Genomic DNA, 23,177 nt, shown 5'->3' with positions numbered 1-23,177 from the left:
GCCTCTGCCTCAGCCCCTTCCGCTCAGTGTTGCCGTGCCGCCGATGTCCCCGCCGGTGAGGCCGAGTCCGCCGAGGCTGCCTCGGCGGGCGGCCGCCGCGAGGCGTTCCTTCTGGGCGAGGTGGGCCATGTACAGGTCGGCGCCTCGGTGTCCGGCCGGGAGGTCGCTGACGGTGAGCACCTTCAGCCCGATGCTGAGCGAGGCCCGGATCGGGTTGAGGTTCACGTCGAAGGCGGACTCGTTGATGGACAGCTCGGTGAGCCGCACGGGCATCACCCGCTTGCTCCCCCACGTGAACAGCGTCAACGGCATCTCGATCGGGCTGATCTCGATGGCCCCCTTCTGGGACAACCGCGAGGCGTCCCGTATCTGCTGGGTCGTGGGCTGCACCAGCATTTCGAGGGTGGCGAGTTGCGGGTGAATTCCGTCGGGTGCGGCAACCTCGAACTGATCGGTCGCGTCGATCTCGGCGGTGAACTTCCAGGTCTCCTGGGCGGGGCCCTTGAGGCGCAGGGCCTCATTCCGGTCTCCGGTCCCGCTACCGCCTCCACCGGAGTCGCCACTGCCTCCCGCCGACTGGGGACTGAGGCTGCGTTCCAGGGTGTCCGGGTTGAACTGAAGCACGATGATCCGCTGGGGCGTGCCTCGGTCGTGGTCGACCACGACAATTCCGGAACGGATGGGCTTGGGGATGTCTGCGTAGCGGGTCACAGGCGGGCCTCCAGGCGTTCTTGCAGAGGCGCGTAGTCGTGATCCGGGAACTGTTCCGGGAAGACTCGCAGCATGGTCCTGAGATCATCCAGGGTGTTGCCGAACTCGTCGGCGCCGAGCGGGACATCGGCGAAGAGGTACTGCCAGCCGATGACTCCCTTGGTGACAATGAGGTTGTCGAGGTAGTCGCGGTAGTCCATGTCGAGCTTGACGAAGGTGTGGAACCTGTCGAGGTACCAGATCTCCGGACTCGGCACGCCTGGCAGGAACCGCATCGTGGTCAATTGGCCGCTGCCGCCCCGGGAAGCGTCATCGAGGATCGTGAGTTCCGACAGGAGCGCCTTGTCGCTTTCGTACCAGGCATGGTCATCCAGGTTGAGGAGTCTTTCCTCGCTGCTGGCGCTGATGTTCATCACCCTGAAGTCGCCGACCAGTTCCGGTTGAGCGGAAGCCCAGTGCAACGCCATGAAGCGGTGCGGGAAGAGTGCTTCCTTGATGCGCTCGGTGAGCTCAATACCGTCCTCCGCCATCAGATCGAAGATGCCCATGGGGTCCCGACGGGCAGCGCCCGGGCCCAGCTCCTCGTACATGACCTCGCAGAACGGCGATTCACGCACCTCGTCGATGGCATCGAGCAAACGGCGCTCGTATGGAAGCATTCGGTCCTCACTTTTCCCTGTGGAGCTTGGTCCACTCGACCTCTCCCTTGCGTTGGAGCAAGGCCAGTTGGTCAATCGCGTCTTGTAGCTTGGGGAGCGAGCCGGGCCCGCTCCTTCTCTGCCGGTCGCGCATTTCCTTCCTGAAGTCGCGGAGGTCGGCGAACTCCTTTCCGGGCGTTAGGTCACGCTGATCCTTGATGTGTTTCGCCAGGCTCTTCGGGATTTTGAGCCAGGTCTTGATCTGCGTGTCCCCGTATGTGTTGATGTGGAGCTTTTTCCCCTCGTCCTGTTGCGGTCGCTCAATGTCGAGCGTGTAGGACTTCTCGACGCCCAGTCGATTCCAGTGAGTTCGGCGGTCACCGGATTGACCGTGCTTCTTCTCATGCCTGCCGTATGTGGAGGTGATCTGGGTCGGGATGTGCTTGATCGGTACGTCGGGCCCCGACCTGATCACTCCGGTGTTTCCGAATACCACCTTGGATTCGTACCAGATGGGATCCTTCATGCTGGCGTCGTAAGCTGGCTTCTCCAGGTTCAGTTCCAGGTCCTTGTTCACGCCGCGCCGAGCCGGCACGAGGTTGTTCTCGGAGTTCCACCCGCCCAGTCGGTCCGGGAGGAGGTGCGCTCTCACCCACGCCCCTCGCTCTCCCCAGAGATGGCTGTTGGCGGGATCGATGAGGTAGGCCCAGCCCGGCGGCATTGCGTTGCCGGGCGCACGCCCCTTCGGTTTGCGCTTGTGGCTCAGGAACTCGGCTTCGATGCTGCTTGCCCTGGCGCTGGTCCACGCGGGCATCTTCGGTTCCGGAAGTCCCGCGGCCGGCGCGCCGGGAGGTTGGTTGTAGACATGCGGCTGGGACCGGGGCTCCGAATAGTCGCCGTCGAGCACAGGGAGCGAATACCTCAGGGATGCGACGAGAGTGAAGGGGTCGCCGCCGCCAGGCCTGAGTCCGGTGAGCCGATAGCGGAGCTTGTATGCCTCCAGGACAGCGAGGTACGTGGAAAGGGGGATGCCGTGACGCATCTTCCGGCGCAGTGGAGGCCGAATCCTTGCCACGATCGCGGGCAACCGATCGTCCTTGGAGTCCTCCTCTTCCTTTTCCTTCCTGTCCTTCTCCTCCTTGGACTTGGGCCTGCCTGGGCCGTCCTTGCCGGGGCGGGGGCGTGCTGGGCCGTCGCTCCTGCCCTTGTCGTCCGTGTCCTTCCTGCCGGACCCGTCCGAGTCCTTCTTCCCGGGCCCGTCCTTCCCGTCCGAATCGGTCCTGTCTTTCGTGCCGGACCCGTCGGTGTCCTTCTTGCCGCCGCCGCCGGAGTCGTCCTTCTTGGAGTCGCGGTCGGGGCGCTTGTTGTTGGGGTCCTGCGCCTTGTCCTCGTTCCCCTTCGGGCTGTCCTTCTTCGTGTTGTCCGGGCCGTCACCCTTGCCCGGCTTCGGTGTTGTGGGCTTCGGGGACGGAGTCGGCTGCGTGTCCTTCCTGTCGCTCGCGTCCGCGTTCTTCGGGTTGCCGTTCCTGTCCTTGGACGTCGGCGGCGTCGGCCTCGTCGACTTGTCGCTCGGGGTGTCGGTCTTGCCGTTGCCCTTGTCGTTCTTGTTCGTGGGACCCGTGGGCTTCGTGGGCTTCGTGGGCTCGGGGGACGGGGCCTGAGTGTCCTTGGGCTTGGCCGGCGCGTCCTTGTCGTTCGGCCTGGCCGGGCCGTCCTTGTCCTTGGGTTTGCCGGGAGAGGTCTGGTCCTTCGGCCTACCCGGACCGGCCTGGTCCTTCGGCCTGCCCGACGCGTCCTGGGACTTCTTGCCGGGAGGCGTCGTCACCGGATTCGGCTTGGGTGCCGTCGACGCAGGCGCGCTCCTGTCGCCGCCCTTGTCTCCACCCTTGTCGTCCCCGCCCTGCCCGTCCTTGCCCTTGTCCTTGCCGCCGCCCTTGTCCTTGCCCATGTTGGCGGCGACGCCCTTGAGCCGCTTGCCTACCTTCGACACGTACTTGCCGATGCCGCTGAGGATCAGCTCGTAGGCCATTTCCAGCAGGACGACGATTCCCGCCGCTATCGCCTTGGCGAAGAGGACGCCCGCGCCGCCCTGGCGTACGGACTTCAGCCAGGTGATGACGGCGCCGACAGCCTTGAGGATCTCGCCCAGTGAGCCGATCGCGGCCTGGATGGCCTCCAGGATGGCCGCGCCCCAGCCGGCGCCGGGGATCAGCTTCGCAAGGACCTTCGTGATGACGATCTCGCCGATGATGAACGGGAGTTGGGGGACGATCGCGTCCCACACCTCCTTGGCGATCTTGTCGAGGGTCCAGCCGCCCTTCATGAGCTTGTTCCAGACGGCTTCGGTCAGGCCGGTGATCTCCTTGACCTTGTCGTTGAACCACTGCTTGACCGCGCTCTTCACCTCGTTGAAGAGGTGGTTCTTCGCGCCGTCGTACGCGGAGTTCTTCGCACCGCTCAGCCAGCCGCCCGGATCCGCGAGGATGTCGACCAGGATCATCATGAACTCGCCGAATGCGGCGATGAACTTCGTGGCGAAGTCGAGGACCGCCTTGAGGGCTTCCTTGCACGCGTTCAGGACGTCCAGGAGCATTTTCTTCAGGACGTTCAGGATGTCGCTGAGGAGTTTCGCGATGGACTCCAGCAGATCGTTCATGATCTGCCTCAGCACCGTGGCGAGCCTGTTGACGAGCGCGATCGCCGCCTTGATGAGGTCCGCGATGAACTTGCGTATACGGCGGGCGATCTCGATGACCGCTTCCACCAAGGACGTGACGAACTCGATCAGGTCCTCGATGAACTTCTTGATCATCTCGACGATGCCCTCGCGGGCCGCGTTGATCCAGCCCTCGACCGTCTCCTTGAAGCTCTTCAGCGCTTCGACGATCGCGTTGCGGGCGTCCTTGATGATCTGGACGATCTTGTCCCGCAGCTCGATGAACTTCTCTTTGATCCAGTCGAGCGTCTTGGAGAGCCAGCCCTTGGAGTCGTCGACGTTCTCGTCCTTCTTCTTCCCCGCGTCCTCCTCGGCCTTGTCGCCCTTGTCCTTGATGTCCTTGTCGCTGGTCTCCTTCTCCTTGCCGACGTCCTTGTCGGTGTCCTCCTCCTCCTTCTTGACGTCGTCGCGGATCTTCTTCTCGCGGTCGGACTTCTTCGTGCCGAGCTTCTTGAGCTCTTCGTCCTGCTCCTTGGTCCAGTCGGAGCGCTGCTTGTCCACGTCCGTCAGGACGCCCTCGCGCTTGCCCGTCTGCTCCTTGGTGTTGGACTGGACTTCCTTGTCGACCTGCCGCTTGTGCCTGTCCTGGGACGTGCGGGTGTCCTGAGTCTTCTTCTCCCGGCCCTTGCCCATGTCCTGGCGGCCGTCGCTCAGGGCCTTCTTGAACTGTGGCTTGCGCTCGTGCTCGGCCACTTCGGAGGCCGCTTCGGGAGGCACCGCACCGGTGCCCGCTCCGCCGCCGCCGACCTGCGACCTGCCGCCCTGCTCGGCCGGCACCTTCCCCTCGAGCCGTTCCTTCGGCGCGTCCGGGTAGACCTGGTCCTCGCCCATCCTGCGACCGGCGTCGTCGGCGCCGGTCTCGGCGGCCTCCTGGCTCTTGTCGTCGGTGTTGCCGCCCTGTTCCTCGGCCTTGTCGTCGGCCTGGCCCTTCATGTCGACGCCCGGGGCGGTGCCGTTCTGCGCCTCCTTCATGGCCTCGTCCTTGGTGGGCATCCCGGCGAACTGCGCGGCCAGGTCCTCCGCCGTCACATCGAAGCCGAGCCAGTCGCCGATCCCGCCGATGACGTAGCCGGCCATCATCCCGACCTGGTCGAAGAAGTCCGGCTCCTCCATCTCCTCGGCGTCGATCTTGCCTTCCGGCTTCTTCTCGCCCTTGACCTCGGCCTTCTCGTCCTTCGCGTCGTCGGCTCGACTGGCCTTGTCCTCGTTGTACTGCGCCGCCTCCTCGGAGTCCGGCGCGCCGTGCAGGGTCTTCGGGGCGCCGGAAGGGCGGTCCATGGCGGGCGGCTTGGCCGCCAGCTGCTTGTGCTCCTTGCCGACGTCCTTGTCCACGGCGCCGCCGACGCTGTCCATCGCCTCGACGGCCTGGTGCGGCTTGAGGTTCGACGCGGCGGAAAGGCCCTCCTCGGGGGAGCCACCCGAGAGGTCCGGCGCCGCCTTGGACGCCTTCTTCCCCTTGGCCGCGCTCCCCTTGGCTCCGCCCTTCGACCCGCCACCGCCACCGCGCGCAGCCGCGGGAGCGGCCCGGGAGCCGGAGTCGTCCCCGCCCGCGGATTCGGCCTGGCCGTCCGCCTTGCTCTCCGGCTGCGGAGCCTGTTCCTTCGGCTTCTCCGTCCGCGCTTCCTGGGCCCCGGGGCTCGACTTCTCCGTACGGGAGGGGGAGCGGGACTCCGTACCTGGGCTTGAACTCCCCGTGTCCGAGCCAGAGTTACCCCCGTCGGAGGAAGCGAGGCTGGACGGCGATGTCGCACCCGTATCGGCCGAGCTGTCGGAGTCGGTCGTGCCACCGCCGGACGCCGAACCGTCCGAAGTGCCGCTCCCGCCCTGGTCCTTGGGCCCCTTCGACTCCTGCGGGCCAGGGGACTGCTCGGCCTTCGCCGCTCCCGTGGCCCCCTCGTCGGAAGCCGCCTTCTCGCCCTCGGAGCCCTTCCTGGCCGAGTCCGTCGGGGACTCGGTGGCCGAGGTGTCGGAGCGGGTCTGCGCGGAGTCCTTTCCGCCGCCCGACGCCTTGTCACCCGGTCCGCCCGCGGTCGGGGTGCCCTTCTCCTCCTTGGCGGCCTGCTCGGCCGTGTTGCCGCCGGTCTCCTTCGAACGGTCCTTGGCCTCCTGCGCGGTGGCCTCGGCAGCGACCGGACCGGCCTTGGGGTCGTCGCCCTGCTTGAGGTCCTTGGAGGCGACGCCCGGCGCGGGCTTCGGCCCGGACTTCTCCTCGGGGTCGAGCTCGCTCTCCGTACGGCGGCGCTGCTCAGCGGCCTCCTCCTCGGCGCCCGGCACGGGCGGGGAGTCCTCGGTGCCCGGGTCGTCCTTCTCCGCCGCCGCCTCGCGCTCGGCGTCCTCCTGGTCCTCCTGCTCACGTTCCGCATGGACCTTGTCGGCCCTGGTCGGCGGCGGAGCGGGAAAGGTGGGGGTGGGCGGGACAGAGTTCGCGGCGGACTCATCGATCTGGTCGGAGGTCGGAACGTTCGACACGTCGAGGTCCTGCTCCGGCAGGAAGTCCTCCGGCCTGAGCTTGACGTCCCAGGCGCTCTCCTCCCCGCCGCCGACCTCCACCTCGGAGTCACCGCCCTGGCCGGCGGACTCCTCCCGCGTCTCCTCGTCCTCCTGGTCCTGGGCGCGGGCCCCGTCCAGCGTGCCGGCGCGGCCGGGGAAACCCTCGGCCCCTGCCCGCGTCCATGGGGGTGCCCTCGTCGCGGCCCGGCTCGTCCTTCTTGGCCGCCTCGGCCGCGGCGGCGCTCTCGCGGGCCTTGGCGGCGGCCTCGTCTTCGGCGCGCGGACCCGCCGCCTCCTCCTGGCCGGCTTCCTTCCTGGCCTTCTCCTCGGCCTGCTTCGCCTCGGCCCGGTCGCCGTCCTTCCCGCCGCCCTGCTTCCCCTTGTCCTGCCGCTGCCCCTGCTGTCCGTTCTTCTCCGCGCCGGACTTCTCGCCCTGCTTCCCGGCCGCCCGTGCTCCGGCCTTCCCGCCGGCCGCGGACTCCTGCTGCCCCGCCTTCTGCTCCGACTGCGCGGCGGGCGAAGCGGCCTGCTCGCCGTCCCCCCTGGGGCTGGACGCGTCCCCACCCGTCCGGGGGTCGGACTCCTTCTCGTCCTCGGCCTTCCCTGCGTCCGCGCCCGGAGTACCGCCCTGCGGGATCGTGCCGCCCGCGTTCTCCGGCGTACTGCCCGCGGCGGGAGCGGTGTCCCCGGCTCCGGCCCCGTCGACGGCCTGCTTCTCCGGGCCGGGAGCGGGCCCCGTCCTCTCGGTGCGCTGCTGCTCCTCCCGGGCGGCCTCCTGCTCCTTCTCCCGCTCCGCCCGTACGTCGTCGGCCGTGTCCTCCTCGACCTCCGGAGCGAGAAGGCCGCGCTGCCGGGCGGTGGCCTCGCTCTCCGCCCGGCCGTCCTCGTCGATCTCCGTGACCAGGTCCAGCACGAAGTCGTGCTCGGAGGAGAGCAGCCGGTGCTCCAGGCGATCAAGTACGCGCTCCTGAAGCTCCTCCGACAGCTGGGCCAGGGAGGCGCGGACGCGCTGCGCGCTGTCCGTCGGGTCGGTGCGGAGCGACCGGACGACCGTGTTGGCGAGGCGGTCGACCAGCGTGGCGGGGTCGAGGTGCTCGAGCCGATTGCGGTCGGCGTGGACGGTGGTGTAGCGCATCCACGCCGGTGTGCTGGCCTCCGGGGCGACCTCGGGTGCCTGCTCGCCGCGCGCCACGGCCTGGGCGGTGTCCTCTGCGGCGCGCTCGGCCGCCTCGTGCGGCGCGCTGACCCGGCCCAGGTCGCGGCCTGCCGTCAACGTGCCGCTGGCGAACGGGTGTTGGATCGTGTGCAGCAGCTCGTGCGCGAGCAGGGCAAGGCCCTGCTCCGTGCCCGGCCGGTACTGGCCCTCGCCGAAGAAGATGTCCTGGCCCACCGCCACCGCGTCCGCACCCAGCATGCCGGTGAGCGCACCCGCGTCGCGGTCGGTGTGCAGACGTACGGATCCCAGGTCGTGGCCGAGCTGCTCCTCCAGTTCCCGGCGCACACCGGCGTCCAGCGGCTGCCCGGCCCCGCTGACGATGTTCTTCGGCTCGGGCGCGCGGTTCTTCGCCGCGCGCTCCTTGCGTTTGCGGCGGCGCTCGGCGGCGGCCTGCTCGGCCGCCTGGGAGTCCTGAGCGGCGGAGGTCGTCATCGCGTCACCTCCCCACGGCCCGAAAGCCCCGCGTGCACCGCGCGTGCCAGCTCCTGGCCGAGCCGGCGCGCGGACAGCCCGTCAGGCATCGGAGGCAGTCCCGACACCCCGTCCACGGACACGGTGCCGTCCGAGGCCAGCGGCACCCCGTGTTCCCGTACGAGACGGGTCAACTCCCGCTCGAACGACGCCGATACGCGCCCCGGATCCACGGACGGGCCGAAGCCGTCCAGGACCAGCTCGCCGATGTCGACACGGATCTCGCGCGGCTCGGGACGACCTGCCGAATTCTCCCGATGCGGCCTGCTCACACCCATCCGCGGACCTCCCCCGGCGTCAGGGAGCGCTCCAGCTTGAGGTACTCGGTGCGGGCGGCCGCGAGCATGTGCCGCATCTGCAGCCGGTCGCCCTCCTCGGCGGCGAGGAACGCGCCGGACAGGGCGATGTTGCGGATCGAGCCGCCCGCGACGGTGAGTTGGGCCAGCAGTTCCGGCTCGATGCCCTTCGTCGGGGTCCGCGACGGCAGGACCCGGCGCCAGATCTCGGCGCGCTCGTGCTCGGCCGGGAACGGGAAGTCGACGACGAAGCGGATCCGCCGCATGAACGCCGTGTCCAGGGCCTTCTTCATGTTGGTGGTGAGGATCGCGAGCCCCCGATAGGCCTCCATCCGCATCAACAGATAGCTGACTTCGAGGTTGGCGTAGCGGTCGTGGCTGTCCTTGACCTCGCTGCGCTTGCCGAAGAGCGCGTCGGCCTCGTCGAAGAGGAGGAGCGCGCCACCGGCTTCGGCTGCGTCGAACACCTTCCGCAGGTTCTTCTCGGTCTCGCCGATGTACTTACTGACCACCTGGGACAGGTCGACGATGAAGAGGTCGAGCCCGAGCTCCTTGGCCATGACCTCGGCGGCGAGCGTCTTGCCCGTCCCGGAACCACCCGCGAACAGGGCCGTCACGCCCAGTCCTCGGCGCAGGGTCGCCGCAAATCCCCACTCCTGGTGGACAGTTGCCCGCTGACGCACGTGCGCGACGATCTCGCGCAGCACACTCGTCTGCCGCTCGTGCAGCACGAGGTCGTCCCAGCCCGCCTCGGGCTCGATACGGCGGCCCTGGTCGTCCATGCCGACACGGGCCTCGTTCATTCCGGCACGCCAGGCGAGTCGACCGGCGTCCAGCTCGTCCTCGCCGGGCAGATCACGGCGTACGGCGGCCGCAGCGGCACGTACGACATGGGGCGGAAGCTGGAACTGCGCGACCAACGACCGCAGTTCGCCTTCCGGGATCTCGGCGACACCTTCGAACGCGCCTGTCCACAGGCCGAGTTGCTCCTCGTCGTCCAGGCGGGGCACGGCCACCCGTTCGCCGTGCGGCCGGTCCGTCTGTCGCGGGTCGGCGCTGGACACCACGACGGGGACGGCGGCTCCGGCGAGGAACGTGTCGGTGGCCGCGTGCTGGTCACGGTCGAGTTCACCGGCCTCCACCAGCAGGGCGGCGGGCAGCAGGATCGCCTCGCGCTGCCACAGCCGGGCCAGTCGGTCGCGGTCCGCGGGGTCCGTGGGGATGTCCTCGGCGCTCATCGCGTACAGCCCGAGCCCGGAGCGGGCGGCGGCCGCGGCGGCGATGTCGGCCCGGCTGCGCAGATCGCCGCCGACCACCTCGACGAGCAGGGGCGCGTCCGGCCGCGCGCCGGTCGCCCAGCCCGTGGCGACCCGGCTCGCGGCCAGGTCGTACGACGGCGGCAGCTCGTCCGGCACCGGCGTGCGGCGCAACTGGCCGTGCAGACGGGCGTCCAGGTAGGGCGAGCCGAGCAGGAAGTGCAGGATGCGCTCGTCGAGCCGCAGCCGGGACAGCGTGAGCCGCGAGTCGTCGTCCAGCTCCACGATCCGCCAGCGCCGCAGGGGCGCGACCGGGGTCAGCGCACTCCAGTGCGGTTCGGCGAGAGCGGCCAGCGCGAGCGAGAACGTGGGGTACGCGCGCTCCGGGTCCCCGCTCGCCGCGGCACACCGGGCGGCGGTCGTGGCGTCCAACTCGTGGGCGGCGGTGAGGAGTACAAGGTCCCGCTCGAAGGCGGTGAGCCCAAAGCAGGCGACGAGGGCGTCGAGGGGCGCGGTGGCGGGACCCGCCGGGTGCTGTACCGGGTGACCGGCGTCCTCCGGCCCACCGGGACGGGGGCCGGAGCCGGGGCCAGGGCCGTCGTCGGGCTCGGGCGCCGAGCCCGTTCCCCGGCCGGATCCCGATTCCGAACCCGTCTCCGAGCCGGATCCCATTCCCGAGCCAGTGCCCGTCCCCCGGTCCGGCTCGGCGGCACGAGCCGCGCGGGCCGCCCGCGCCGCATGGGCGTCGACACGGGCCAGGACGCGCCGGATCTCGGCGGTCAGCGTCGTGCTGCCGTCCGCCGTGCCGGGTGTGCCCGTCTCGTTCGTCCCCATGCCTTCACCTGCCCCCGTCGTTCCCACGCCGCCTCAGTCCTCCGTGCCCTCGGGGCCGTCGCCGGCCGTGGTGGCTTCCGGGGAGGCTGCGGAGGCCGCGGCTCCCGTGCTCTTGGCCGCACCACGCGCCGGCCTGCCGGACTGGGGCGAATTACCCGACTTGCCCGACTGGGCGGCCTTGTTGGGCTGTCCCTCCTTGCGGGCGCGAGCCGGCGCCTTCGCGGCGGCCTTCACGGGTGCCTTCGCGGCGGCCTTCACCGGTGCCTTCGCGGGAGCCTTCGCCGGGGTCTTGGCCGCAGCCTTCGCGGCAGGCTTGGCTTCGGACTCGGACTCGGACTCGGACTCGGCTTCAGGCTTGCCGGGCGTCTTGGCGGCAGCCTTCGTCCCCGCCTCACCGGCCCTCTCGCCGGAAGCCCCGCCCTCCGGGGACGCGGACCCATTCGCGGACCCATTCGCGGACGCGCCGGGCGGAACCGGCGCCCCCGGGGCCCCCGGCGCCCCGAACGGCAGCACCCGCACCGCACTCCGCTCCACCGGCTTCGCCGGCACCGGCACCTCTCGCCCGTCGATGAAGACGAGAGCCGCCTGGTACACCACGGACAGCGTGTACGGGGTCTGGTGGAGCATCCCCCACAGCTTCGAGGTCTCGTCGATGTCCATCACCGTCGGCGAGAACCGCACCCGCTGCGCCGCCTCGGCCAGGTCGCTGCTCGCCAAGTAGGGCTTCTCCCCGGCGAGTTCGATGATGTCCTTCGGCAGGACGGGTATCTCGTGCAGCGTGCGCACCACGGAGCCGATCAGCCGCTGCCCGACCAGTTCCGACTCCTCGCCGTAGGCGCTGATCAGGAAGTGCAGGTCCAGTGCCGCGGCGGCCCGCTTGAGCAGCGTGCCGTCGGAAGCGCGCGTCGGCAGGTCGTTGTTCCGCTGCGAGGTGTTGGGCGTGACCTGGTACAGGAACACGGTGATGGTGGGCTCGGCCGGCGGATCGGCCGACGGCTTGCGCGGTTCGACCTTGACGGCCATGTCGATCTCGGGCTGGAGATTCGCCTCGATCAGCAGGGCGAGGGCCTGGGTGACGTGGGCGATGGCGAGTGCGTTGCTCATGACGTCAGTTCCTCAGTCCCAGGTTCCTCAGCATCACCGTGTCCACCCTCGGTGCTCCGGGTTCGTCGTACGTTCCTCACTCACGCCCCCTCGCCAGGTAGTCGGCCAGGCTCAGCGCAGCTCCCGGCCGCCGCGCGGCAGCGGCACCCCGGCTCCCGCCACCCGCGGCCGCGGGACCCGCCGCCGTCACTTCGAGCCGCCCGATCTGCACCTGCACCACCTGCTCGCCCCCGCGGCCCGACCGTCGGCCCGCGGCCTGCCGTACGGCGTCACGGGCCGCCACCGTGTCCGCCGAGCTGGGTCGCAGCGCGGCGGACACGGCGGCAGGGGAAGCGGTGGCCGCACCCGAGGGGAGGGGCACGGACACCGCGCTTGGGGAGGACCGCTCCGGCTCGCCCCGCCCGGCGGAGCGCCGCGCGGTGTCGAGCACGGGCCGCGGCCCCGGCGCCACCGGCACGGCGGGCCTGAGCAGCGGCGCCTCGGGCAGGTCCCGCGCCACGGGCCGGGGCGCGGATTCGTCCGACAGCGCCCGCTCGGGCCGTACGACGGTCCGCTCACGCTCCGTACGGAACTGGACCTCGCGGACCGCCGGGCGCGCCAAGTCGCCGTCGGACATGGGTGATGGGGCGGAGGTCGGCCACAGCGGCTCGGCCGTCTCCGGCTCCTGCGCACCGGCCCGTACCGCCTCGGCCCGTTCGAAGGGGCCGGCGAGCCGCGGGCGTACGCGCGCCACGCCGGGGTGCGGCGCGGCGGCCGGGGTGTGCCGGGCGAGCAGCCGGTCGAAGAAGTCGGGTGCCCGGGACTCCCCCACGTCCCCCTCGTTCACGGGGTGCTCCCCCACGGAGTCAGACATCCGCACACAGCTCCAGGTAGTAGCGGCGCCGCAGCGGACTGAGCGCCAGGATCTCCGGCTCGCTCCAGCCGTACGCGGTGGCGAGCAGATGGACGTCGAGGAGCACGTCCCGTGCCCAGGCGTCCAGTTCGGTCCACAGATAGGAGGCGATGTCGAGCTCGGCCCGGGTGGCCGCTCCGCACTCGGGGCAGTTGACGCTGAGCGTGACGTCGGCGCCCGGGTCGGCCTCCTGGGCCGCCTCGGCGAGCCGCCGCTGCACCGTCTCGGGCAGCGCGTCGGCGGGGACGTCCACCCCGCCGCGCACCGCCGAGACGACGCAGCGGGCGAGCAGCGCCCGCCGTGGATCCGGGTGCCGGGCGGCCGCCGTCAGGTCGGCGACGCCCGGCACCCGGAACTCGATCTCCCAGCCGTCCTCGGCGACTTGTACCGAGGACTGGGCGGGAGCGCCTGTCGACCGGGCCAACTCCCCGGCGTCCAGGTCGAATTCCATGTCCTCGCCGCAGGCCGAGCAGACGAGGCGCACCTGCATCCGCTCGCCGAACAGGGCCCGGCGCAGCGCGAAGAGGTCCGCCTCCCGCTCGCCGACCGGCAGCGCGGACAGCGTCTCGCCGCCGGTGTCGGGGCGGGCGGCGCGGTGCAGCAGCAGGGCGCGTCCGGACGGAGCCTGGGCAAGCCCGGTCTCCCAGGTGGTGAGCAGTTCAGCCGCCCGAGTGTTCGTCATGCCCGCCCCCGTTCCGTACCCGCCCCGCCGCCCCCGCGGCCCATCTGTCGTTCAACTCGCCGCCGTTCAGGCGGGGTTGAGGAACGAGGGCTCCTCCGGCTCGGGCACCTCGTAGTCCCGCTCCCAGCCCTCGCACTCGAGCTTCAGCGACTGGATGGCCACCGCGTTGGCGTTGGCGTCCAGTTCGCCGAGGACCTGGTACTCGCTCGGCCAGGTCCGGTAGAGCTTGTGCGAGACGGCGACCTGACCGGCCTCGTTGAGGACCTGGATCACGATGTCCTTGCGGAAGTCGGCGAGGGACACCTCGGAGCCGAGACCGGCCCCGACCTGCCAGACCTTGTTGGCCCAGCGGTCGAACTCGGGGTCGTGCGTGACCCCGCGCTCCAGGGTGATCCCCTCGAACTCCGAGCGCCCCGGCGACTTGCGCGGGGAGCTGGGGTCGCCGCCGTGCCGGTGCTTGACGACCTCGGTGGTCCGCTTCAGCGGACTGATCTTGCTGATGCCCGCGACCGTACGACCGTCCCACAGCACAAGGAACTTGAAGTTCTTGTACGGGTCGAAGCGCTGGGCGTTGACAGTGAACTCAGCCATCGGTTTCCTTCACGTTCTCCGTCGTCGATCTCAGAACTCGAACTCGGAGTTCGAACTCAGAGCTCGAACTGCCCGGACGTCTGCTGGATCCTGACGATCACGAACTCGGCGGGCCTGACCGGCGCGATACCGACCAGGACGTTCACGACGCCGTTCGCGATGTCCTCGTCCGTCGTGGTGTCGTGGTCGCACTTGACGAAGTACGCCTCGCGCGGCGTGCCGCCCTTGAAGGCGCCCTGACGGAACAGCGTGTGCAGGTACGAGGAGGCGCCGAGGCGGATCTGCTGCCACAGGTTCTCGTCGTTGGGCTCGAACACGACCCACTGCAGGCCGCGTTGGAGGCTCTCCTCCACGTGCAGCGCGAGCCGCCGCACGGGCACGTACTTCCACTCGCTGTCGAGCGCGTCCGAGCCCTCGAGGGTGCGCGCGCCCCAGACGAGCGGGCCCACCATCGGCATGGTGCGCAGGCAGTTGACGCCGAGCGGGTTGAGCAGTCCGGTCTCACGGTCGGTGAGGTTGACCGTGAGGGAGTGCACACCCGCGAGCCGCGCCTCGGTGCCGGCCGGCGCCTTCCACACCCCGCGCTCGGAGTCCGTGCGCGCGTAGACCCCGGCGACGGCGCCGGACGGCGGGAAGGAGCGCAGCCGACCGGTGAGCGGGTCGGTGAGCTGAAGGTGCGGGAAGTACAGGCCCGCGTGGTTGCCGCGTACGGCGTCGTAGGCCGCGAGTCCGGCGCGGGCGGTGTCCACGCTGACCCAGGTGCCGGGTGCGTCGACGAGGAGGAAGATCCGCCGCTCCTGGCAGAGCCGCTGGGCCGCCGAGACGACCGTGATGGCGTCCTCGGTGGACTCGTACGCCGCGAGTTCGGGCAGGACGAGCAGGTTGACGTCCGCGACGCCGCGCAGCGCCTGGATGCCGGTCTTGTCGGCCTCGCTGCCGATGAGGTCGCGCGGTCCGGGCGCCTCGCCGTCCTCGCCGCCCTCCAGCGGGAAGACGGGCGGGTTGACGGAGGCCTCAAGGCCCAGGTCGTTGGCGCACTCGCCGACGAAACGGACGACGTCCTCGGGGTCGGTGGAGCCCGCGACGACCTGGAGGCGCTTGCCGAAGGCGGTGACCTCGGCGCCCGCGAAGGCGTGCTTGCCCGGCGCGTCGGGCAGCGCCCGCAGCTTGCGTTCGAGCAGCAGGGCCAACTCGGCCACGTTGGACGGGGCTTCGCCGTCGCAGTCGGGGTCGTACAGGGTGAACTCGCGCTCGACCTCACCGATCTTCACGGTCAAGTCGACGGCCAGGTCCGGGAGTTCGTGCCCGAACGGCTTGGAGACGGTGCCGGACGGGTCGGGACGGCCCTCGCCCACGGCCTCGACGCGGATGAGCCGCGACCCCGCGTTGATCACGGTCGGCGCGTGCCGGCCGTGCGAGGCGTCCATGGACAGACCGGTGAAGCTCTCGCGGGCCTCGCCCTTGGCGTCGTACACCCGCAGGTTGAACGTTTCGTCCGGGCAAGGTGTGTCGTAGTCGACGGCGACCCGCAGGCCGTTGCCCCACACGCCCGGTTCCTTGGCGTGCACTTCGAGGACCGCGGACTCGCTGTGGCCCTCGGTGGACTCCAGGGTGACGCAGGCGGCCTTGCCGCTGCCCGCCTTGGCGACACGGACGATCACGGCGACCGTGCCGCCGTTGCCGAAGAACTGGTGCACGGCGTAGCCGACGGCGCTCTGCGAGCTCAGGCCGCCGAAGCGGCGCTCGAACTCGGTGAAGCTCGTGACGCGCACCGGCTCGTTCAGCGGGCCGCGCCGGGTGTGCCCCACGAAGGCGGTCACCGAGGTGGTGACGGTCGAGATGGTCCGGGCGCTGCTGGGAAGCTCTTCGACGTAGACGCCGGGATACGTCGGCCTGGCAGTGTTCACCGCGCTCATCGGCATTCCCCCTCCTAATCCGTTCTCGGGCACCGGGTGAAAGGCACCAAGAGGCGGCAGAGGGAGACGTCTCGTTCACGGCGCACGCGGAGGTCTCCGGACACGCGTGAGCGCACCGGACCGCGGCACCGCATCAGCTTTCCCCCGTCAGTGCCCCGGTCGGACGGCCGTCCGGGGTCAAGCAGCACGCTTGTGACTCCTGATGCTCAAGTGCTCAACCCACCGTGCTGTGTCGGCAGTTGCGCATGCAAGTCAGGTTCACGCCACGCCTGGGGGAGGTTCGATGAAGAGCACAGCGCACAGCTCGCACACGATGTACTCGTGTCGCGGCAGCTGATTCACGGATTCCCCACAGGCCGTGGTGCAGCAGAATGGAGCGTATGTCCCGACGCACCCCGCAATCCCGCAACCAGCGCCGTTCCGCCCCCGCGCACAACCCCTCCTGCCCTTGCGGTCTTGCGGAGACGTACGAAAAGTGCTGTGGCCGATTTCATCGGGGTCGGGCCACGGCCCCCACCGCCGAGGCGCTGATGCGCTCGCGCTACTGCGCATTCGTGAAGCGCGACGAGGCGTACCTGCTGCGGACCTGGCATCCGCGCACCCGCCCGACCCGCGTCGATTTCGATCCGGGCATGCGCTGGACCGGCCTGGAGATCCTCACCACGAGCGAGGGCACGGCGTTCCACACGACCGGAACGGTGACCTTCCGGGCGTCGTACACAGGGGGCTCACTCCACGAGCGCAGCCGCTTCGAGCGGATGGACGGGTCGTGGGTGTACGTGGACGGGGACATCAGCAAGTAGCCCCGACAGGGGGCGCGGGGCTGTGCCCCGTTAGGGGCGCGGGGAACTGCGCGACCAGCCCCCACGCACCCGCAGCCGAACAACTACCCACCGAGGCCCAGAAGTTCAGGCCTCCGGACTAAGAACATCCAGTTCCTGAAGCGCACCCACGACGATCTCCCGTGTCAACTCCTCCGCCCGGACCGCGTCACCCCCACGAATCGCCTCGGCGACCTGAACGTGGAGAGTGACGGCGGCCGGATCCGGATCCTCGAACATGACCTGATGGTGAGTACGGCCGGCGAGAACCTCGGCGACCACGTCACCGAGCCGCGCGAACATCTCGTTGCCGGAGGCGTTCAGCACGATCCGGTGGAAGGCCACGTCGTGGACGAGATACCCCTCCAGCCTGTGGCCACGCGAGTTGGCCACCATGCCGAGGGCACACTCGGTGAGCTCGGCACACTGCTCGGCCGTGGCGTGCTTGGCGGCGAGCCCCGCGGCGACCGGCTCGACGGCACACCGCAGCACGGTCAGCGAGCGCAACTGCCGGGGCCGGTCGGCGCCCGCCAGCCGCCACCGGATGACCTGGGGATCGTAGACATTCCACTCGTTCGCGGGACGTACGGTGACGCCGACCCGGCGGCGGGACTCCACGAGGTGCATCGACTCCAGGACCCGGACCGCCTCGCGCATCACCGAGCGTGACACCTCGAAACGCTGCGCCAGCTCGTCGGTGCGCAGCACGCTGCCCGGCGGGTACTCACCCGCGGTGATGGCGGGACCGAGGCTCTCCAGTACATGGCCGTGCAGCCCCCGGCCCGGTGTGCTCATGGGGTTCAGCCTACGAGTCGGACGCCGGGAACAAAAAGTCAGACTTATACGTCACAGACTCTTGAATTCATCTGACCTATGGGTTTCAGTGTCGTGACGGATGCGGCACCTGACGTACATCCGGCATCTGGATGTCGACACCGGGAAGCCGAATCCGGGTGTCGAGGAAGACAGCGAGGCAGTGATGAGCACCCCCCACGTCGTCGTGGTCATGGGAGTGGCAGGCACGGGCAAGACCACCATCGGTCCCCTGCTCGCCCAGCGGCTCGGCGTTCCCTACGCCGAGGGCGACGACTTCCACCCCGAGGCCAACATCGCCAAGATGACGGCCGGGACACCGCTGACCGACGAGGACCGCTGGCCCTGGCTCGACGCCATCGGCGCCTGGGCACACGGTCGGGCCGGCCTCGGCGGAGTGGTCAGCAGTTCCGCACTGAAGCGCAGCTACCGGGACCGGCTCAGGTCTGCCGCTCCCGGAGTCGTCTTCGTCCACCTCACGGGCGACCGGCAGCTCATCGAGGACCGGATGACGCACCGCCAGGGCCACTTCATGCCGACGGCGCTCCTGGACTCCCAGTTCGCCACCCTCCAGCCGCTCCAGGCGGACGAGACGGGTGTCGCGGTGGATGTCTCCGGCAGCCCCGAGGAGATCACCGACCGGGCCGTGACCGCGCTGCACGGCCTCGACGGGTAACTCCCGCAGCCCCCACTCAGCCCCACCCCCACAGTCCTCCCCTCCCCTCAAGGAAAACCACCGTGACCAGACTCAGTGTCGAGATGCTGGCAGCGGACCCCGTCGAGCCGATCACCTCGGCGGGCCACGCTCAGCTGGGCATCGCCGTGCTGGCGGGCATCGCCGTCATCGTCCTGCTCATCACCAAGTTCAGGCTGCACGCCTTCCTCGCCCTGACCATCGGGTCGCTGGCGCTCGGCGCCTTCGCCGGAGCGCCCCTCGACAAGGCGATCACCAGCTTCTCGGCCGGCCTCGGTTCGACCGTGGCCGGTGTGGGCGTCCTGATCGCGCTCGGCGCGATCCTCGGCAAGCTGCTCGCGGACTCCGGCGGCGCCGACCAGATCGTCGACACGATCCTCGCCAAGGCCGGCGGACGCTCGATGCCGTGGGCGATGGTCCTGATCGCCTCGGTGATCGGACTGCCGCTGTTCTTTGAAGTCGGCATCGTGCTCCTTATCCCGGTCGTCCTGATGGTCGCCAAGCGCGGCAACTACTCGCTGATGCGCATCGGCATCCCGGCGCTCGCAGGTCTCTCCGTGATGCACGGGCTGATCCCGCCGCACCCCGGCCCGCTGGTCGCGATCGACGCGGTCAAGGCGAACCTCGGCGTCACCCTCGCACTCGGCATCCTGGTCGCCATCCCGACCGTGATCATCGCGGGCCCGGTCTTCTCCAAGTACGCGGCCCGCTGGGTGGACGTCCCGGCGCCGGAGAAGATGCTGCTTTCAACTGGGGGTTCCCCCCAGACCCCCGCGCAGCGCGCCTCCGAGGACCTGGAGAAGCGCCCCGGCTTCGGCGTCACCATCGCCACCGTGATGCTGCCGGTCGTGCTGATGCTGGCCAAGGCACTGGTGGACATCGTCATCGACGACCCCGAGAACATGGTGCAGCGCGTCTTCGACGTGATCGGCTCGCCGCTGATCGCCCTGCTCGCGGCCGTGCTCGTCGCCATCTTCACCCTCGGCCGGGCGGCCGGGTTCACCAAGGACCGGATCTCCTCGACCGTCGAGAAGTCCCTCGGCCCGATCGCGGGCATCCTGCTGATCGTCGGTGCGGGCGGCGGCTTCAAGCAGACGCTGATCGACTCCGGCGTGGGCCAGATGATCCTGGACATATCCAAGGACTGGTCGATACCCGCGCTGCTGCTCGCCTGGCTGATCGCGGTGGCGATCCGGCTCGCGACCGGTTCCGCGACCGTCGCCACCATCTCGGCGGCCGGTCTCGTGGCCCCGCTCGCGGCCGACATGTCGACCGCGCACGCGTCGCTGCTCGTGCTGGCCATCGGCGCCGGTTCACTGTTCTTCTCCCACGTGAACGACGCCGGGTTCTGGCTGGTCAAGGAGTACTTCGGCCTCAGCGTCGGCCAGACCATCAAGACCTGGTCGGTCATGGAGACCATCATCTCCGTGGTCGCCGGCGCCCTGGTCCTCCTGCTGTCCCTAGTGATCTAGCTCGCTCTCCGGGAGTAGTACAACGATGACTCACCCTCTCTTCGACATCAGCGGCCGTACGGCACTGGTCACCGGGTCCAGCCGGGGCATCGGCCTCGCGCTGGCCCGGGGTCTCGCCGAGGCAGGCTGCACGGTGGTCCTGAACGGCCGCGACACCGACCGGCTCACCAAGGCCGCCGCGGAACTGCCGGGCGAGATCCACACGGCCGCCTTCGACGTGACCGACGGCCCGTCGGTGGCCGCCGGGATAGCGGACGTCGAGGAGCGGGTGGGCCCGCTGGACATCCTCGTCAACAACGCCGGGATGCAACTGCGGGCCCCGCTCCTGGAGTTCGCCGACGCCGACTGGCACCGCATCCTCAACACCAACCTCACCAGTGCCTTCCTCGTGGGCCGCGAGGCCGCCCGCGGCATGACCGCGCGCGGACACGGCAAGATCGTCAACATCTGCTCCCTGCAGAGCGAGGTGGCACGGCCCGGGATCGCGCCGTACGCCGCCACCAAGGGCGCGCTGAAGATGCTGACCAAGGGCATGTGCGCCGACTGGGGGCCGCACGGCGTCCAGGTGAACGGCCTCGGCCCCGGCTACATCGAGACCGAACTGACCCAACCCCTCGTCGACGACCCGGAGTTCAGCGCCTGGGTCCGCCGGAGGACCCCGGCCGGCCGCTGGGGCCGTACGGAGGACCTGGTCGGCGGAGTCCTGTTCCTCGCCTCCCCGGCGGCGGACTTCGTCAGCGGACAGGTGCTGTACGTCGACGGCGGCATGACCAGCGTCCTCTGAGTTCTCCGAACGTGAGCTCTCAGGACATGAGCTCTCAGGGCATGAGCTCTCCGAAAGCCTGAAGTTCCCCGAAAGGGTGTGTGCTGATGCTCGGTTGTGTGATCCACGGCCAGGACGACCTGCGCGTGGACGAACTCCCGGTCCCCTCCCCCGGCCCCGGCGAGGCCCTCGTCGCCGTACGGTACGGCGGAGTGTGCGGATCCGACCTCCACTACTGGCGGCACGGCGGCGTCGGCGACTTCCGCCTCCGCGAGCCGATGGTCCTCGGCCACGAGGTGGTCGGGACGGTACTCCTCTACGGTGACGGAACATCAGGCCCCGCCCTCGGTACGCCCGTTGCCGTACACCCGGCCACGCCCTGCGGGGTGTGCCCCGAGTGCTCCGACGGCCGCCGGAACGTGTGCCGCGACACCCGCTACCTGGGCAGCGCGGCCCGCACGCCCCACGTCCAGGGCGGTTTCGCGGCACAGGTCGTCGTCCCAGCCGAGCAGTTGCGTCCGATCCCCGCCGGACTCCCCCTCCGCCGGGCCGCGTTGGCAGAGCCGCTCTCCGTCGCACTCCACGCGGTACGACGGGCCGGAGACGTGACCGCCAAGCACGTCCTCGTCACCGGTGCCGGCCCCATCGGCTGCCTGGTCGTAGCGGCGGCGAAGGCGGCGGGAGCCGCACGGGTCACGGTCACGGACCTGCTCCCGCGCGCCCTGGAGTACGCGGTGGCGGCAGGCGCGGACGAGGCACTGCGCGCGGACGACCCGTCCGCTCCCGCCTGGCCCTCCGAGGTGGACGCGGCCATCGAGGCCTCGGGCGTCGCCGCCGGCCTCGACACCTGCCTCCGCCTCGTACGCCGTGGCGGGGTCGTGGTCCAACTCGGCATGCTGCCCCCCGGCCAGTCCCCCTTCGCGGGCAACCTCGTCGTCAGCCGGGAGATCGAACTCCGAGGAGCCTTCCGCTTCGACACGGAGTTCGACGACGCCCTCGCGCTCCTCGCCCGAGAGCCCCGCTTCGACAACTTGGTCAGCGCGGTGGTCCCCCTCAGCGAGGCCGAATCGGCCTTCACCCTGGCGGCAGACCGAGCGGAGTCGTGCAAGGTTCTGCTGGACTTCGAGGCCCCGGCGCCCCTCTAGGGGCGCGGGGAACTGCGCGACCAGCCCCAACACACCCGCACCCACTCAACAACCGGTCATCCCCCCGCCCAATCGCCGGAGGCCACCCCTACGGCCGCCAGAGCGGATGCTCTTCCTCCGCCCACTCCTTGCTGACGGACCCCGTCCGGAGCCCTCGCCGGGCCTCCGGACGGGCCATGGCCATCCCAATGTGCCCGGCAAGAACAAGCCCGATGGTCAGAGCAAGCCAGTCATGCACGAAGGTCGCACTCGTGCGCCACACAAGCGGCGCAAGATGCGTGAACCACATCAACAACCCGGTCCCGAGCATGACGAGAACGGCCCCGGCGATCCACGCCGCGTACACCTTCTGCCCGGCGTTGAACTTCCCGGCCGGCCGCGACTCGGGCCGGGCGTCACGCCGAAGCGCCGCCCGCAGCCACACCCCGTCGTGCGGCCCGAACCGGTTGAGCATCCGCAGGTCCTTCCGGAAGGCCCGCGAGACGAGCCCGGCCAGGACAGGCACCGGCAACAACAGCCCCGACCACTCGTGCACCCGTACAACCAGTTCACGCCGCCCGACGAGTTCGGCGAGCTGCGGCAGGTACAGACAGGCCGCGGTCGCCACGCACACCCCCATCAACACGGCCGTCACCCGGTGCACCCACCTCTCGGCGGGCGCGAACCGCGGCACCCGCACCGCACCCGCAAAGCGCTCCCCGGTGTCCGGCGTCCGGTCGGGCGCTCCCGGGGCCTCGGTCTCAGGTCGCGTCATCGTCACGTCCGTTCGAGCGGCCCACCCACGCGTCCACGTCGTAGCCCCGGTCCTCCCAGTAGCCGGGCCGGACGTCCGACGTGAGGGTGATGCCGGAGAGCCACTTCGCGGACTTGTAGAAGTACATGGGGGCGACATAGAGACGGACGGGACCACCATGCGAATGGTTCAGGTCCTTGTCCTGCATACGCAGGGCCACGAGGACATCGGCACGGCGGGCCTGGGCCAGGGTCAGGCTCTCCGAGTACGCACCGTCGAAGCATGTGAACCGCACCGCCCCGGCAGAAGAGCGCACCCCCGCGGCGTCCAGCAACTGGGACAGTCGTACGCCTTCAAAGGGCGTGTCGGGCACTCTCCACCCCGTGACGCACTGGACGTCGCGGACCATCCGGGTCTGCGGCAGGGCACGCAGATCGGCCAGCGTGTACGTGGCGGGGTGGTCGACCAGGCCGTCGATCTTGAGGCGGTAGGTGTCCTCGTTCTTGTGCGGGACGGACGAGGTGACCGAGTAGTAGCGGAAGCCGCCGCCATTGGGGAGCAGGCCGGTCAGCCCGGTCGGATCCTTGTCCGCGGCGCCGCCGAGGAAGGACTCCAGGCCTCTCTGGAGCGTGGGCGCGGTGGCCACGCCGAGTGCGCCGAGCCCGAGCATGCCGAGCATGAGCCGCCGCCCGACCGGAGTGCCGCTCTCCTCCGGATCCGAAGCGGTCGGTTGTTCCGTGTTCACCTGTTGATTCGAACATCCTCGGCCCCCGGAAGCCAGGGGCCAAGGATGTCCGTCAGAGTTCCGTAATCACTTCTTACGGCTTTCTCAGAATCGCGGCGCCCATGAGCCGAGTGCCGTGAGCGAGTGCCCAACGGGCAGGATGCCCGCCCGCGAGACGCCCGTCAGCCGGAGGCCGGCC

At 70.0% G+C, this 23,177-nt stretch carries 19 protein-coding genes; 5 read left to right on the top strand and 14 right to left on the bottom strand.

Going from position 1 to position 23,177, the window contains the following annotated elements; translation table 11 throughout:
• Positions 1-9: 9 nt before the first annotated feature.
• The 11 genes from QF035_RS40675 to QF035_RS40625 all read right to left on the bottom strand — a co-directional run bounded on the left by QF035_RS40675 (position 10) and on the right by QF035_RS40625 (position 15,819).
• Positions 10-711 carry a hypothetical protein gene (locus tag QF035_RS40675; protein ID WP_307526276.1) on the bottom strand — a complete coding sequence of 234 codons (702 nt, stop codon included), beginning with the start codon at positions 709-711 and terminating at the stop codon, positions 10-12.
• Positions 708-1,370 carry a hypothetical protein gene (locus tag QF035_RS40670; protein ID WP_307526274.1) on the bottom strand — a complete coding sequence of 221 codons (663 nt, stop codon included), beginning with the start codon at positions 1,368-1,370 and terminating at the stop codon, positions 708-710. Before QF035_RS40670 ends, QF035_RS40675 begins: the two co-directional genes overlap by 4 nt.
• Positions 1,371-1,377: 7 nt before the next feature.
• A complete protein-coding gene (locus QF035_RS40665; RefSeq protein ID WP_307526272.1) occupies positions 1,378-6,615 on the bottom strand; it encodes a hypothetical protein in 5,238 nt (1,745 codons plus the stop codon).
• Positions 6,616-6,622: 7 nt separating this feature from the next.
• The gene (locus tag QF035_RS40660; RefSeq protein WP_307526271.1) at positions 6,623-8,203 is read right to left on the bottom strand and encodes an eCIS core domain-containing protein; all 1,581 of its coding nucleotides are present in this window, start codon (positions 8,201-8,203) and stop codon (positions 6,623-6,625) included.
• Positions 8,200-8,520: a hypothetical protein gene (locus QF035_RS40655; RefSeq protein ID WP_307526270.1), complete on the bottom strand. Its 321-nt coding sequence runs from the start codon at positions 8,518-8,520 to the stop codon at positions 8,200-8,202. The genes QF035_RS40660 and QF035_RS40655 overlap by 4 nt, the downstream gene beginning before the upstream one ends.
• Positions 8,511-10,628: an ATP-binding protein gene (locus tag QF035_RS40650; protein WP_307526268.1), complete on the bottom strand. Its 2,118-nt coding sequence runs from the start codon at positions 10,626-10,628 to the stop codon at positions 8,511-8,513. The genes QF035_RS40655 and QF035_RS40650 overlap by 10 nt, the downstream gene beginning before the upstream one ends.
• 33 nt (positions 10,629-10,661) lie before the next feature.
• On the bottom strand, positions 10,662-11,732 hold the full coding sequence (locus QF035_RS40645) for a DUF4255 domain-containing protein (RefSeq protein WP_307526266.1): 1,071 nt from the start codon (positions 11,730-11,732) through the stop codon (positions 10,662-10,664).
• A 76-nt stretch (positions 11,733-11,808) separates the two neighbouring features.
• Positions 11,809-12,585 carry a hypothetical protein gene (locus QF035_RS40640; protein ID WP_307526264.1) on the bottom strand — a complete coding sequence of 259 codons (777 nt, stop codon included), beginning with the start codon at positions 12,583-12,585 and terminating at the stop codon, positions 11,809-11,811.
• Entirely contained in the window at positions 12,578-13,306 is a 729-nt protein-coding gene (locus QF035_RS40635; protein ID WP_307526262.1) for a T4 family baseplate hub assembly chaperone, read from the bottom strand. The genes QF035_RS40640 and QF035_RS40635 overlap by 8 nt, the downstream gene beginning before the upstream one ends.
• A 66-nt stretch (positions 13,307-13,372) precedes the next feature.
• Positions 13,373-13,897, bottom strand: coding sequence for a phage tail protein (locus tag QF035_RS40630; protein ID WP_055614510.1), 525 nt, complete (start codon positions 13,895-13,897; stop codon positions 13,373-13,375).
• Positions 13,898-13,953: 56 nt separating this feature from the next.
• A complete protein-coding gene (locus QF035_RS40625) occupies positions 13,954-15,819 on the bottom strand; it encodes a phage tail sheath family protein (protein ID WP_307526260.1) in 1,866 nt (621 codons plus the stop codon).
• Positions 15,820-16,193: 374 nt separating this feature from the next.
• Here QF035_RS40625 and QF035_RS40620 point away from each other — a divergent pair, with 374 nt between their 5' ends.
• Entirely contained in the window at positions 16,194-16,616 is a 423-nt protein-coding gene (locus QF035_RS40620; protein ID WP_307526258.1) for a YchJ family protein, read from the top strand.
• Between the two features lie 105 nt (positions 16,617-16,721).
• On the opposite strand, the gene QF035_RS40615 is transcribed toward QF035_RS40620, so the two are convergent.
• Complete coding sequence (locus QF035_RS40615) at positions 16,722-17,429, bottom strand: FadR/GntR family transcriptional regulator (protein ID WP_307526257.1); 708 nt, start codon at positions 17,427-17,429, stop codon at positions 16,722-16,724.
• 184 nt (positions 17,430-17,613) lie between these two features.
• On the opposite strand from QF035_RS40615, the gene QF035_RS40610 reads away from it, so the two are divergent.
• From QF035_RS40610 to QF035_RS40595, 4 genes are all read left to right on the top strand, one after another.
• A complete protein-coding gene (locus tag QF035_RS40610) occupies positions 17,614-18,123 on the top strand; it encodes a gluconokinase (RefSeq protein ID WP_307531795.1) in 510 nt (169 codons plus the stop codon).
• A 62-nt stretch (positions 18,124-18,185) separates the two neighbouring features.
• Positions 18,186-19,613 carry a GntT/GntP/DsdX family permease gene (locus QF035_RS40605; protein ID WP_307526256.1) on the top strand — a complete coding sequence of 476 codons (1,428 nt, stop codon included), beginning with the start codon at positions 18,186-18,188 and terminating at the stop codon, positions 19,611-19,613.
• Between the two features lie 25 nt (positions 19,614-19,638).
• A complete protein-coding gene (locus tag QF035_RS40600) occupies positions 19,639-20,397 on the top strand; it encodes an SDR family oxidoreductase (RefSeq protein WP_307526254.1) in 759 nt (252 codons plus the stop codon).
• Positions 20,398-20,483: 86 nt separating this feature from the next.
• On the top strand, positions 20,484-21,521 hold the full coding sequence (locus QF035_RS40595) for an L-idonate 5-dehydrogenase (RefSeq protein ID WP_307526252.1): 1,038 nt from the start codon (positions 20,484-20,486) through the stop codon (positions 21,519-21,521).
• Between the two features lie 88 nt (positions 21,522-21,609).
• On the opposite strand, the gene QF035_RS40590 is transcribed toward QF035_RS40595, so the two are convergent.
• Positions 21,610-22,275 (bottom strand): cytochrome b/b6 domain-containing protein, encoded by a 666-nt coding sequence (locus QF035_RS40590; RefSeq protein ID WP_307526250.1) that lies wholly within the window; start codon positions 22,273-22,275, stop codon positions 21,610-21,612.
• Positions 22,262-22,999: a molybdopterin-dependent oxidoreductase gene (locus QF035_RS40585; protein WP_260694997.1), complete on the bottom strand. Its 738-nt coding sequence runs from the start codon at positions 22,997-22,999 to the stop codon at positions 22,262-22,264. The genes QF035_RS40590 and QF035_RS40585 overlap by 14 nt, the downstream gene beginning before the upstream one ends.
• Positions 23,000-23,177: the final 178 nt, after the last annotated feature.

Origin of the sequence: Streptomyces umbrinus (genome assembly GCF_030817415.1) — a bacterium.
In the GTDB taxonomy this organism is placed as follows: Bacteria; Actinomycetota; Actinomycetes; order Streptomycetales; family Streptomycetaceae; genus Streptomyces; species Streptomyces umbrinus_A.
This window is presented reverse-complemented; position numbering and strand designations above follow the sequence as displayed.

Bases quoted from the DNA above. Each gene is read 5' to 3' on its own strand.
- QF035_RS40670 (WP_307526274.1), bottom strand. From the start codon at position 1,370: ATGCTTCCATACGAGCGCCGTTTGCTCGATGCCATCGACGAGGTGCGT.
- QF035_RS40660 (WP_307526271.1), bottom strand. From the start codon at position 8,203: ATGACGACCTCCGCCGCTCAGGACTCCCAGGCGGCCGAGCAGGCCGCC.
- QF035_RS40655 (WP_307526270.1), bottom strand. From the start codon at position 8,520: ATGGGTGTGAGCAGGCCGCATCGGGAGAATTCGGCAGGTCGTCCCGAG.
- QF035_RS40650 (WP_307526268.1), bottom strand. From the start codon at position 10,628: ATGGGGACGAACGAGACGGGCACACCCGGCACGGCGGACGGCAGCACG.
- QF035_RS40645 (WP_307526266.1), bottom strand. From the start codon at position 11,732: ATGAGCAACGCACTCGCCATCGCCCACGTCACCCAGGCCCTCGCCCTG.
- QF035_RS40640 (WP_307526264.1), bottom strand. From the start codon at position 12,585: ATGTCTGACTCCGTGGGGGAGCACCCCGTGAACGAGGGGGACGTGGGG.
- QF035_RS40635 (WP_307526262.1), bottom strand. From the start codon at position 13,306: ATGACGAACACTCGGGCGGCTGAACTGCTCACCACCTGGGAGACCGGG.
- QF035_RS40630 (WP_055614510.1), bottom strand. From the start codon at position 13,897: ATGGCTGAGTTCACTGTCAACGCCCAGCGCTTCGACCCGTACAAGAAC.
- QF035_RS40625 (WP_307526260.1), bottom strand. From the start codon at position 15,819: ATGCCGATGAGCGCGGTGAACACTGCCAGGCCGACGTATCCCGGCGTC.
- QF035_RS40620 (WP_307526258.1), top strand. From the start codon at position 16,194: ATGTCCCGACGCACCCCGCAATCCCGCAACCAGCGCCGTTCCGCCCCC.
- QF035_RS40615 (WP_307526257.1), bottom strand. From the start codon at position 17,429: ATGAGCACACCGGGCCGGGGGCTGCACGGCCATGTACTGGAGAGCCTC.
- QF035_RS40610 (WP_307531795.1), top strand. From the start codon at position 17,614: ATGAGCACCCCCCACGTCGTCGTGGTCATGGGAGTGGCAGGCACGGGC.
- QF035_RS40600 (WP_307526254.1), top strand. From the start codon at position 19,639: ATGACTCACCCTCTCTTCGACATCAGCGGCCGTACGGCACTGGTCACC.
- QF035_RS40595 (WP_307526252.1), top strand. From the start codon at position 20,484: ATGCTCGGTTGTGTGATCCACGGCCAGGACGACCTGCGCGTGGACGAA.
- QF035_RS40590 (WP_307526250.1), bottom strand. From the start codon at position 22,275: ATGACGCGACCTGAGACCGAGGCCCCGGGAGCGCCCGACCGGACGCCG.